At 65.8% G+C, this 11,070-nt stretch carries 11 protein-coding genes; 6 read left to right on the forward strand and 5 right to left on the reverse strand.

What is annotated here, in order from left to right:
• Positions 1-70: 70 nt before the first annotated feature.
• Positions 71-502 carry a nuclear transport factor 2 family protein gene (locus WA702_RS22750; protein ID WP_425112809.1) on the reverse strand — a complete coding sequence of 144 codons (432 nt, stop codon included), beginning with the start codon at positions 500-502 and terminating at the stop codon, positions 71-73.
• A gap of 13 nt (positions 503-515) precedes the next feature.
• The gene (locus WA702_RS22755) at positions 516-941 is read right to left on the reverse strand and encodes a nuclear transport factor 2 family protein (RefSeq protein WP_425112810.1); all 426 of its coding nucleotides are present in this window, start codon (positions 939-941) and stop codon (positions 516-518) included.
• A gap of 87 nt (positions 942-1,028) precedes the next feature.
• Between WA702_RS22755 and WA702_RS22760 the strand changes: the two genes are divergently transcribed.
• Positions 1,029-1,940: a LysR family transcriptional regulator gene (locus tag WA702_RS22760; protein ID WP_425112821.1), complete on the forward strand. Its 912-nt coding sequence runs from the start codon at positions 1,029-1,031 to the stop codon at positions 1,938-1,940.
• Here the strand turns inward: WA702_RS22760 and WA702_RS22765 are convergent.
• Complete coding sequence (locus WA702_RS22765) at positions 1,937-2,554, reverse strand: glutathione S-transferase family protein (RefSeq protein ID WP_425112811.1); 618 nt, start codon at positions 2,552-2,554, stop codon at positions 1,937-1,939. The genes WA702_RS22760 and WA702_RS22765 overlap by 4 nt on opposite strands.
• Positions 2,555-2,692: 138 nt before the next feature.
• On the opposite strand from WA702_RS22765, the gene WA702_RS22770 reads away from it, so the two are divergent.
• Positions 2,693-3,961, forward strand: coding sequence for a flavin-dependent oxidoreductase (locus WA702_RS22770; protein WP_425112812.1), 1,269 nt, complete (start codon positions 2,693-2,695; stop codon positions 3,959-3,961).
• Positions 3,962-3,967: 6 nt separating this feature from the next.
• Here the strand turns inward: WA702_RS22770 and WA702_RS22775 are convergent, their stop codons facing one another.
• A complete protein-coding gene (locus tag WA702_RS22775; RefSeq protein WP_425112814.1) occupies positions 3,968-4,387 on the reverse strand; it encodes a PaaI family thioesterase in 420 nt (139 codons plus the stop codon).
• Between the two features lie 218 nt (positions 4,388-4,605).
• Here WA702_RS22775 and WA702_RS22780 point away from each other — a divergent pair, with 218 nt between their 5' ends.
• Positions 4,606-6,354 carry a diguanylate cyclase gene (locus tag WA702_RS22780; RefSeq protein ID WP_425112815.1) on the forward strand — a complete coding sequence of 583 codons (1,749 nt, stop codon included), beginning with the start codon at positions 4,606-4,608 and terminating at the stop codon, positions 6,352-6,354.
• Positions 6,355-6,368: 14 nt separating this feature from the next.
• Here WA702_RS22780 and mutY read toward each other — a convergent pair whose 3' ends face one another.
• Positions 6,369-7,469 (reverse strand): A/G-specific adenine glycosylase, encoded by a 1,101-nt coding sequence (gene mutY, locus WA702_RS22785; protein ID WP_425112816.1) that lies wholly within the window; start codon positions 7,467-7,469, stop codon positions 6,369-6,371.
• Between the two features lie 126 nt (positions 7,470-7,595).
• Here mutY and WA702_RS22790 point away from each other — a divergent pair, with 126 nt between their 5' ends.
• From WA702_RS22790 to WA702_RS22800, 3 genes are all read left to right on the forward strand, one after another.
• Positions 7,596-8,075, forward strand: a complete 480-nt coding sequence (locus WA702_RS22790) for a DUF721 domain-containing protein (protein ID WP_425112818.1) — start codon at positions 7,596-7,598, stop codon at positions 8,073-8,075.
• A 127-nt stretch (positions 8,076-8,202) separates the two neighbouring features.
• Positions 8,203-8,874 (forward strand): DsbA family protein, encoded by a 672-nt coding sequence (locus WA702_RS22795; protein WP_425112819.1) that lies wholly within the window; start codon positions 8,203-8,205, stop codon positions 8,872-8,874.
• Positions 8,875-9,173: 299 nt separating this feature from the next.
• Positions 9,174-11,070, forward strand: a 1,897-nt coding sequence (locus WA702_RS22800; protein WP_425112820.1) for a chromosome segregation SMC family protein, incomplete at its 3' end; no start/stop codon positions are given.

An 11,070-nucleotide genomic window follows, 5' to 3' on the forward strand; every position in this document is an offset into this window, starting at 1 on the left:
GCGCGGAACGCGGTACGGGTTTCCGAAACACCGCGATCCCGAAAAAGTTCCCACCGAATTTCGATACTCGTCAGCCCGCTCGGACGGGCGGCCTGCCGAGCGCGGTCTCAACCAGCAGGGTGTCGCAATATTCGATCCATTCTTTGATCTGACCCGCCTCGAGCCGGATCACGTTGCAATAAGTGTTGTGATAGGCTTTGCCGTCGATGGTGGTGTTGCGGCCCTTCGCCTGGACTACGACATGATCGCCTTCGGCGATCAGCCGCAGCGCCGTGAGAACGATCTGCCCCGCCAACCTCGCGCGCAACGGCGCGAACAGCTCGTTCAGGACGACGGACTTGCCGTCATAGCTGCGCGACCATGACCCCGTCCCCATCACGACGAAGCTGACATCGTTGGCGAGGTGGTCGAGCATGAGTTGCGTCCGGCCTTCGGCCAGCGCGTCGAAGATTTGCCGGATGATCCGCTTGTTGTCGGCGACCTGGGATTCGGTGCTGCTCATCGTGCATTTCCATTCATGCGGGCCGCGTCCGCTCGGCGGGAAATGGACCGAGCACCCGCTCGGTCAGCGCCGAGTCGCAATACTCCCGGATCTCGATGATGCGCCGGTCGCGCAGCCGGTAGATCAGGCAATAGTCGTTGTTGTAGGGCACGCCGGCCTTGGTGCGCATTTCGCCCTTCGCTTCGACGACGACGAAATCATCCTCGGCGATGAAGTGCAGCGGGATGGTGCGCCGGCCCTCCGCGAGCAGCGTCGCGAGATGACCGTAGAGGTCGCGCAGCAGCGCCTCCTTGCCCCTGAGGGTCTGTGACCAGGAATATTGGCCAGTGACGGTGATAGTCACGTCGTCGGCGAGCACGGCGACGTAAGGCGCGCGGTCGCCGGCGGCGGTGCGTGCCAAGAGGTCCTGCATTATCTGCTTGTTGGCGGCGGCGGTCATGGCGTGCCTTTCATTGAGATCGCCGCGATCCTGACGTGCCCAACGGCATTCTTCCAATCGATAGACAATATGATATCTATTCGGCTGATGAATTTGGCCGCGCTCGATCTGAACCTGCTGGTGGCGCTCGACGCCCTGTTGCGCGAGGCCAATGTCAGCCGCGCCGCGATGCGGATCGGTCTGTCGCAGCCCGCCGCCAGCCACGCGCTGCAGCGCCTGCGCGACCTGATTGGAGATCCACTGTTAGTGCGCACCGGCGCGCGCATGGAGCTGACGCCGCGCGCGCTGGCGCTGCGGGCGCCATTGGCACAAGCGCTCGATCAGGTCCGTGGCCTGTTCGTGACGGAGGCCTTCGACGCTGCGAACAGCGAGCGGCAATTCCGACTGATGATGCCCGATCTTGCCGTCGAATTGTTGATGCCGCCCTTGATGGCGAAGGTGACGCAGGCCGCGCCCAACATCCGCATCGACGTGGTGCCGTGGCGGGGGCCTGCGATCTTTCACGCCGAATTCGCCCGCACCATCGATATGGTGATCTCGATCGGCAACGCCTTCAAAGGCTTTCACCGCCAGTTGCTCTACACCGACAGCGACGCGCTGGCGGCCCGGCGCGGCCATCCGCTCGGCGCCGGATTGAAGACCATGGACACCTTCCTGAGCGCGCGGCACGTCGCCGTGACCTTACGCGGCCAGCCCGAAGACCTGATCGACACCTGGCTGCGGAGCAACGGCATCGAGCGGCGCATCGCGCTGGTGGTGCCGAGCTATATCGAGGCGCTGCATGTCGCGGCGCGAAGCGATCTTGTCGCCTTCGTGCCGCGTCGCCTGATCGCGGCCCTTGCTCGTCAGCTCTCGCTCGCGACCATCACCCCGCCGCTCGATCCCGGAATCGACGAGCAGTACATGTTCACGCCGACCCGGGCACAGATGGACCCGGGCTCGACCTGGCTACGAAGCCTGATGCTGCAGACCGGCGGCGAGCTCGACAGGCGCAGCTAGCCCTGCTCGACGAGCGCCTTCTTGACCGCCGCACGCTCGGCCATGCGGTGATAATGGTCGGCCAGCTTCGGATACTTGGCGATCTCGACGCCATCGCCTTCGAGCCAGGTTGCGATCGTGTAGAGATAGGGATCGCAGATCGTGTACTGCTCGCCCATCACCCAGGGCTCCCTGAGCATCTTGTCCTCGATCATCGCGAAGCAGGCGCCTATGGTCTGCGGCACCTTGCGTTTCATGTCGGCAAAGGAGGACTCCTCGCTCGCCCAGCGGCTGCCGCGCACCCTGTGGGCATGGGCGACATGGACGGTGGAACAGAGATAGCTGTTGAATGCCTGCACCTGCGCAAACGCGAACGCATCGTCCAGCGGCGCCAGCTTCGCCTTCGGAAAGCTCTGCGCGACGAACGCGAGGATCGCCGGCGTCTCGGTGAGGATGCCGCGCTCGGTCACGAGCGCAGGCACCCTGCCCTTCGGATTGACCGCGAGATAATCCGCGCTGTTCTGCTGGTTGGCCTTGAAGTCGATCCGCTCGACCGTGTAGTCGGCGCCGGCCTCCGCCAACGCGATATGCGAAGCGAGCGCGCAGGTGCCTCGGGCGAAATACAGTCTGAGCATGGCGATCCCCTGGAGAAGGTGGCCAAACTAGCGGCGCCGCTGGCCGCCGTCCAGAGCGCATGACGCAGCGGCGCTTCGCTGTTGCCCACCGCTCCCCTCCTGTGCAAAGACGCGGTCAAGCAGGTTCGGGGGGACGTCATGACCATTCTCATCGCCGGCGGCGGCATCGGCGGGCTGACGCTCGCGCTCAGCCTTCACCAGATCGGCGCCCCAGTGAAGGTGTTCGAAAGCGTCGCCGAGTTGAAGCCGCTTGGGGTGGGCATCAACGTGCTGCCGCATGCGGTGCGCGAGCTGATCGAACTCGGGCTGCTCGATGCCCTTGATGCATCGGGCGTGCGCACCAAGGAGCTGGCTTACTTCTCCAAGCATGGCAAGCCGATCTGGAGCGAGGCGCGCGGGCTCGAGGCCGGCTACAAATGGCCGCAATTCTCGGTGCATCGCGGCCGGCTGCAACAGATGCTGCTGGACGCGGTGCGCGAGCGGCTGGGGCCGGAGAACATCCTTACCAGCCATCATCTCACCGGCTGGACCGAGACCGCGGACGGTATCCGCGCCGATTTCATCGACAAGGCCACCGGCAAGCCGGCCGGCAGTTATGATGGCGCGCTGCTGATCGCCGCCGACGGCATTCATTCCGCGGTGCGCGACAAGCTCTATCCGAACGAAGGCGCGCCGCTCTGGAACGGCCGCATTCTCTGGCGCGGCATCACGCCTGCGAAGGCGTTCCTCTCCGGCCGCACCATGATCATGGCCGGCCACGAAATCCTGAAATTCGTCTGCTATCCGATCTCGCAGGCTCCGGATGCAAACGGTCAGCACCTGATCAACTGGGTCGCCGAGCGGCACATGCCGCCGACCTATCAATGGCGACGCGAGGACTATAACCGCACCGCCAAGCTCGACGAATTCCTGCCCTGGTTCGCCGACTGGAGCTTCGACTGGCTCGACGTGCCCGGCCTGATCAAGAACTGCCCGCATGCCTATGAGTATCCGCTGGTCGATCGCGATCCGCTGGATCGCTGGAGTTTCGGCCGGGTCACGCTGCTCGGCGACGCCGCCCATCCGATGTACCCGATCGGCTCCAACGGCGCCTCGCAGGCGATCCTCGATGCCCGCGTGCTGACCCGCGAGATCCTGGCGCATGGCCCGACCCACGATGCGCTTGCGGCCTATGAGGCCGAACGCCGGCCGGCCACCACCGAGCTCGTCAAGCTCAACCGCCGCAACGGTCCGGAGCAGGTGATGCAGATGGTGGAGGAGCGCGCGCCGAACGGCTACTCGGTCATCACCGACGTGATGTCGCAGCAGGAGCTGGAGGATATTGCCGCCAACTACAAGCGCGTCGCCGGCTTCCAGGTCGAGGCGCTCAACGCCAAGCCGCCGATCGTGCAGCGGCCGGCCGTGTAGCGCAGTTCAGCGCAGTACCCGCGCGCTCTCCAAAAGCCGCGCATTGGCAGTAGCAGTCGCGAGCAGCACGCCGTCGGCGCGGTTGAGCCGTCCTTCTATGAACGCGATGGTCCTGCCGAGCTGGACTACCCGCGCCTCGCCGACGATCGGTCCGGGCTCGGCGGGCGCGATGAAGTTCACCGTCATGCTGACCGTGGTCGTGTAGAGCCTGCCCCCGGTCATCGCGAACACCGCCGGGCCCATGGTGTCGTCGAGCATCGCCGACAGGATGCCGCCCTGGATGAAGCCGGCCGGGTTACAGAACGCGGCCTTGCCATCGAATCCGATACGGATCCAGCCATCCGCAGGTTTCGCATCCAGCACGTGCCAGCCGAGCAGCCTGGCGCTGGGCGGAGCTTCGATGTCGTCGAGCGCGGTCCTGGTCATGGACGTCCTCCTGATCCCCTCCTGACGTCTACTCAGCCGCTGTTGCCAGCGTGATGTCAGCAGCGACCTGAGTGATGCCGTACAAACTGGACTGCTTAAGTCTCCCTTCAGGATATCGCTTCATCGCGGGTTCAACATGTCGGCGAACAACCCGGCGTGGTAAACCTCTCGGAGACGGGTCTCCGTGCGGAATGCTTCGCATATCAAACGAGATTACGATGCGAACCATTTTGCACAAACTGGCGCACCGCGTGCACGCCATCGAAGATCATCTGACCGTCCGGGCTCAGATCGCCGCGGCCGCCGCCGCCATGTTGGTGGTCCTGATCGGGGCGCTGGCGACGGGCGCGGCCCTCATCAGCTACCGCAACACATCCGCGCTGGTGAGAGGCAATCTGGCCGGCATTGCGGCCGCGGCATCCGGCCGGCTCGATCGCTTCATGGCCGTGCGCCAGCAGGAGCTGGAGCTGCTCTCCAAGCTGCGGCCGTTGCAGCCGCTGTGGCAGAACGACCCCGTCGAGCTTCGGCATGTGCTGGAACTGCTGCAGCAAAACTACGCCGAATTCGCATGGATCGGCTTCGCCAATGTCGACGGCCTGGTCGTGGCCTCGACCGGCGGCTTGCTGCAAGGCGAGTCCGTGATGGCCCGGCCCTGGTTCAAGGAGGGCTTGCAGCGCATGGCAGTGGGCGACGTCCACGAAGCCGTTCTGCTGTCCTCGCTGCTGGCGGCGCGAACCAACGGCGAGCCCTATCGCTTCGTCGACATGGCAATGCCGGTGCGCGATGCCGACGGCAAGCTGCTCGGCGTGCTCGGCGGCCATCTGAACTGGGATTGGGCCGACGCGGTCATTCAGGACAGCGAAGACAACGCCCGCGCGCCCGAGATCAGGCTTTCGATCGTCAGCAAGACCGGCACCGTGCTGGTCGGACCGGGCAAGGACACCGTCAAATACACGGCTGATCGCCTGGCGCGGATGCTCAGCCAAGGCGATGGCGCCCTCACCGAGCGCATTGCGGGACGGCAGCTGTTGACGGCGTTCCATGTTGCCACCGGCCACCGCGAATATCAGGGACTGAACTGGATCGTGATCGCGAGCCAGCCGACCAGCGTGGCGCTCGCGGCTGCGATCACCTCAGCACAGATCATCCTGACCATCGGCGGCGTCATGGCCCTGGTCGGAATCTCGCTCGCCGTGCTGGTCTCGCGCCGCATCGCCCGGCCGATCATCCAGATCGCCCAGGAGGCAGATCGGATCGGCCGCGCGGCCGGGCCCACGATGCTGGCAAGGCGGAGCGGGTCGGCCGAGGTCGTCCAGTTGAGCTCGGCCCTGCGATCGCTGCTGCGGCGCATCGGCGTCGCCGAGGAGCGCACCAAGGAAGCCGAGTTGCGCGCCAGCGAGAACGCGATGCACCTGCAGGAGGATCTGCTCAAGCTGCAGAAGCTCGCGGACACCGATTTCCTTACCGGGCTGATGAACCGGCGCTCGTTCCTGTCAGCCGCGGAGGACGCGCTGCAGTTCTCTCGTCGCTACAAGCGACAGATGGCGACGCTGATGATCGACATCGATCATTTCAAGAAGATCAATGACACCCATGGCCACGCTGCTGGCGACGAGGCCATCAAGCAGATCGCTGGGATCATCGGCCGCGCCATCCGGACCACCGATAAGGCCGCCCGCTTTGGCGGGGAGGAGTTCGTGGTCCTGCTGCGCGAGATCGATCAGCAGACCGCGTTGATGCTTGCCGAGCGGATCCGGACGACGATCGAGGCGACGACGATCCAGAGCGCGGCCGGCGCGATCTCTGCAACGGTCTCTATCGGCTTCGCGCTGCTCGACGCGAACGATCGCGACGTGCAGGACATGATCGAGCGTGCCGATCAAGGCCTCTATGTTGCGAAGAAAACCGGACGGAATCGCGTCGTGCAGTCGCCAAACCCGGACGCTCGCACGGCGAACGCCGCTTAACCAGTCCAGCCCAATCAGTCCAAAGCATGCGCAACGACCTTGCGCATGAGGTTGGGCAGCGCCTCGTCGGCCAAGGTCGCGACAGGCACGAAGCGCATGCCGTCAGGCGCGCGTGTTCGCGCCGGCACTTGCGCCGTGTAGACCACGAGCTCCAGCGGGAAATGCGTAAAGACGTGGGTGACGATTCCGGCCTTGCGGTGCCAGCGCGAGACGCCTGATAGCTTCGGCGCCTGCGCGCGTGCCGCGTCATCCTCCTGGCCTGCCAGCCAATCCGAGCCCGGCACCTCGGTCATACCGCCAAGCAGGCCCTTCTCGGGCCGCGAGCGCACCAGCAATTCGTCGCCACGGGTGACGACGAAGGCAGCCCCACGCCGCAGCGCGCCGGTCTTCTTCGGCGCCTTGCGCGGAAACGTTTCCTGATCTCCCCGCGTCCGCGCGACACAATCCTCGGCGAATGGACATAGCGCACAGGCCGGTTTCTTCGGCGAGCAGATCGAGGCGCCGAGATCCATCAGCGCCTGGGCGCTATCGCCGGCGCGGGTCTCGCCAAGCAAGGTCGCAGCCAGTTCCTGAATGCGCGGCTTCGCCTGCGGCAGCGCCTCCTCGACCGCGAACAGCCGCGACACCACTCGCTCGATGTTGCCGTCGACCGGCATGGTGCGGCGGTCGAAGGCGATCGCCGCGATCGCAGCCGCCGTGTAGGGACCGATCCCGGGCAGCGTGCGCAGGCCCTCCTCGGTGTCCGGGAAGGTGCCGCCATGGTCGCGCAGCACCGCAACCGCGCAGGCGTGCAGGTTGCGCGCCCGCGAATAATAGCCGAGCCCGGCCCACATCCGCAGCACGTCGTCGAGCGCAGCACGGCCGAGCGCAGCGACGTCAGGCCAGCGCGCCAGGAACTTCTCGAAATATGGGCCGACCGCCCGCACCGTGGTCTGCTGCAGCATGATCTCGGACAGCCAGACCCGATATGGGTCCGACCGCTCGCCTGCCGCGGCGCGCCATGGCAGCCGGCGGCGATGCCGGTCGTACCAGGCCAGCAGCCGTGCGGGGCGATCTGTCACATCAGGATCGGGATTACGGGATCTGGGTTTGGGACGAACGGCCGATGACACCATATGGATAATCTAGTACGTCGGGTGGCATAGTCTCCACGTCCTGCCCACGCTTGACGCGGGCATCCACGGCTTTCTTTCCGGCGCGCAGCAAGGTTCCGGGCAACGACGGCGCCACACGAGTTCACGATGTCCAAGCCCCGCCCGATCAGCGCAAAGCCCCTCTCGGTGATGATGGGCGACGTGCTCACGGCTGCCTATGCCAAACAGGGTTTTGCCTCGCGGGAGCTCGTCACCCGATGGTCCGAGATCGCCGGGGCTCAGATCGCGGCCCATGCCGAGCCCCTGAAGATCCAGTGGCCGCGTCCGGTCGACGGACAGCCGCAGGATCCGGCGACCCTGGTGCTGCGGGTCGAGGGGCCGATGGCGCTCGAGATCCAGCACTCGTCCGACGTGATCCTGGAGCGGGTCAACCGCTTCTTCGGCTGGCACGCCATCGGCCGGCTCGCGCTGCGGCAAGGGCCGTTGTCGCGCCGGCCAAAGCCGAAACGGCCATCGCCCCCCGATCCCGGGATGGTTGCGCAGGTCGCCGAAACCCTCTCGGCGGTTGAGGATGACGCGCTGCGTGATGCGCTGGCCCGGCTCGGCGCCTCCATCAAGCGAAATTGAGAGCGCCAACAGCGCTTCTGACCGGCCGGCATTGCCACATCTGCGGTTTCAAGATAGCCAAATGCCCGCATTTCAGTGTGCCTTGAGTGTGTCTTGCGCGCGCCAGCGCCAATCCGGGAGCAGACCTTTGATCATCACCCGCCGCGCCTTCACCGCTGCCCTGTCCCTGACCGGCCTCGCCGCCCTGGCCGGGCTTTCGCCGCTGCGGCTGATCACCGAGGCCATTCTTCCCGAAGCCATGGCGCAGACCGCCGCTGACGTCGCCAAGCCGGTATCGCTGCCGGACATGGCGCTCGGGCCGGCAAACGCCCCGGTCACGATCATGGAATTCGCCTCGATGACCTGCCCGCATTGCGCGGCCTTCAACAAGGACGTCTTCCCCAAGCTCAAGGCCGAGTACATCGATACGGGCAAGATCCGCTACATCTTCCGTGAATTCCCGCTCGACATCAAAGCCGCGGCCGGTTCGATGCTGTCGCGCTGCATCGCCAAGGACGACGCTCAGAAATATTTCGCGGTCACCGACATGCTGTTCCGCTCGCAGAACGACTGGGTAGTCAAGAACACCACCGAGACGCTGACGCGAATCGGCAAGCAGGCCGGCCTCAGCCAGGAACAGGTCGAAGCCTGTCTGAAGGATCAGTCGCTGCTCAACAAGATCGAAGCCGACCAGAAATACGCCAGCGAGGTTCTCAAAGTGGATTCGACGCCAACCTTCTTCATCAATGGTGAGAAGATCAAGGGCGAGACCTCGATCGAGGAGTTCGAGAAGAGGATCAACCCGCTTCTGAAGAGCTGATTCGCCGGTGCAGCGATCAGCTCGCTGTATGCCGTAAAGGCTTGATACAACCGTCAAAACCAAAGCGGCCCGGACAGCATCGTTCGGGCCGTTTGTGATTCGGTTCCGCGCGGCCCACACGCCACAGTCCTCGATAAAGCCTTGGAAAAGCAGTCCGCCGGGTTGCCCTGAAGCGCCGCCGTCGCCATTGTCGCGACCTCAAGATGAGCCGCCCGAAAGCGACTCGGCCACTTTGACATCACCTTCCATGGTATTGTCACGGCAGGGAGATTCGTTTCCCGCCAACAGAGAACCTGTGCATGAAACTCACGCGTCTTCGTCTCCACGGTTTCAAGACGTTCGTCGAACCGACTGATTTCGTGATCGAACCCGGCCTCACCGGCGTGGTCGGACCGAACGGCTGCGGCAAGTCGAATCTGGTCGAGGCGCTGCGCTGGGCGATGGGCGAGACCTCGCACAAATCGCTGCGTGCGACCGACATGGACGCGGTGATTTTCGCCGGCTCCGGCAACCGCCCGGCGCGTAACCACGCCGAAGTCGTGATGACGATCGACAACTCCGACCGCACCGCGCCGGCCGCCGTCAACGACAAGGATTTGCTGGAAATCTCGCGCCGGATTGAGCGTGAGTCCGGCTCGGCCTATCGGATCAATGGCCGTGACGTGCGTGCCCGCGACGTGCAGATCCTGTTTGCCGATGCTGCGACCGGCGCGCGCTCGCCGGCCCTGGTCCACCAGGGCAAGATCGGCGAGATCATTCAGGCCAAGCCCGAGCAGCGTCGCCGCGTTCTGGAAGACGCCGCCGGCGTCGCCGGCCTGCATGCGCGCCGCCATGAGGCCGAGCTGCGGCTGAAGGCCGCCGAGACCAACCTGCTTCGTGTTGAGGACGTGATCGGCCAGCTTGGCGGCCAGATGGAGGGCCTGAAGAAGCAGGCGCGCCAGGCGATCCGCTTCCGCGAGGTCGCGGCCAAGGTCCGCAAGGCCGAGGCGACGCTCTATCACCTGCGCTGGATCGGCGCCCATGCCGACCTCAACGACACCGCCCAGGCGCACGACCTCAGCGTGCGCGAGATGGCCGAGCGCACCCGCGAGCAGGCTGAATCGGCGCGCATCCAGGCAATCCGCTCCGCACACATTCCCGGGCTGCGCGATGCCGAAGCCCGCGCGGCCGCGACCCTGCAGCGCCTGAAGAGCGCGCGCGACATACTTGATCGCGAGGAGCAGCGCGCCAAGGAGCGCACCGGCGAGCTCGATCGCCGCCTGATGCAATTGACCGCAGACGTGGCGCGCGAGCAGCAGCAGACCCAGGATGCCCAGGTCGCGCTGCAGCGACTCGAGACCGAAGACGCGGAGCTGAAGGAAGAGATTCTGGCGCGCGTCGAGATGCGCAGCGGCGTCGAGGAGCGCGTCAGCGAGGCCGAAGCCGGCCTGTCCGAGACCGAGCGTCAGTTCACCGAGCTGACCACGCAGCTCGCGGCCCTCACCGCTCAGCGCAACCAGCTCGAAGCCAATGTGCGCGGCCATCGCGACCGGCTGGCGCGGCTCGACCAGGAACTCGCCTCCGTTCAAGCCGATGAGCAGCGGTTGGTGCAGGAGACTGCCCATCTAGGCGACCTCGACACGCTCGCGGCCACGCTCGAAGCCGCCGAAGAAGCGGTTGCCGTGTCCGAGGGGGCGGCGCAGGCCAGCGAAGCCGCGCAAGCCGCCGCTCGCCAGAAGCTCGAAGCCTCGCGCGCACCGCTTGCGGAAGCCGACAAGCGCGTGCAGCGGCTCGAGACCGAGGCGCGCACCATCTCCAAGATGGTCAACAGCGAGACCAAGAATCTGTGGCCGCCGATCATCGACGGCGTCACGGCCGCCAAGGGCTATGAGAAGGCGTTCGGCGCCGTGCTCGGCGACGATCTCGACGCGCCGGTCGATCCGTCGGCGCCGATGCGCTGGACCATCGCCGGCTACGAGGGTCCCGATCCCGCGCTCCCCGAGGGCGTCGAGCCGCTCGCCGCTTACGTCCAGGCGCCGCCGGAGCTGGCACGTCGTCTGGCGCAGATCGGCGTGGTGTCGCGCGAGCGCGGCGCACAGCTGGTGTCGCAGCTCAAGACCGGCCAGCGGCTAGTATCGCCGGAAGGCGATGTCTGGCGCTGGGACGGCTTCGTCGCCGCCGCGCATGCCCCGACCGGAGCAGCGCGCCGGCTCGCCG

Source organism: Bradyrhizobium sp. (assembly GCF_049798375.1).
Taxonomy (GTDB): Bacteria; Pseudomonadota; Alphaproteobacteria; order Rhizobiales; family Xanthobacteraceae; genus Bradyrhizobium.

Coding starts and splice junctions, on each gene's coding strand:
- WA702_RS22750 (WP_425112809.1), bottom strand. CDS start 502: ATGAGCAGCACCGAATCCCAGGTCGCCGACAACAAGCGGATCATCCGG.
- WA702_RS22755 (WP_425112810.1), bottom strand. CDS start 941: ATGACCGCCGCCGCCAACAAGCAGATAATGCAGGACCTCTTGGCACGC.
- WA702_RS22760 (WP_425112821.1), top strand. CDS start 1,029: ATGAATTTGGCCGCGCTCGATCTGAACCTGCTGGTGGCGCTCGACGCC.
- WA702_RS22765 (WP_425112811.1), bottom strand. CDS start 2,554: ATGCTCAGACTGTATTTCGCCCGAGGCACCTGCGCGCTCGCTTCGCAT.
- WA702_RS22770 (WP_425112812.1), top strand. CDS start 2,693: ATGACCATTCTCATCGCCGGCGGCGGCATCGGCGGGCTGACGCTCGCG.
- WA702_RS22775 (WP_425112814.1), bottom strand. CDS start 4,387: ATGACCAGGACCGCGCTCGACGACATCGAAGCTCCGCCCAGCGCCAGG.
- WA702_RS22780 (WP_425112815.1), top strand. CDS start 4,606: ATGCGAACCATTTTGCACAAACTGGCGCACCGCGTGCACGCCATCGAA.
- mutY (WP_425112816.1), bottom strand. CDS start 7,469: ATGGTGTCATCGGCCGTTCGTCCCAAACCCAGATCCCGTAATCCCGAT.
- WA702_RS22790 (WP_425112818.1), top strand. CDS start 7,596: ATGTCCAAGCCCCGCCCGATCAGCGCAAAGCCCCTCTCGGTGATGATG.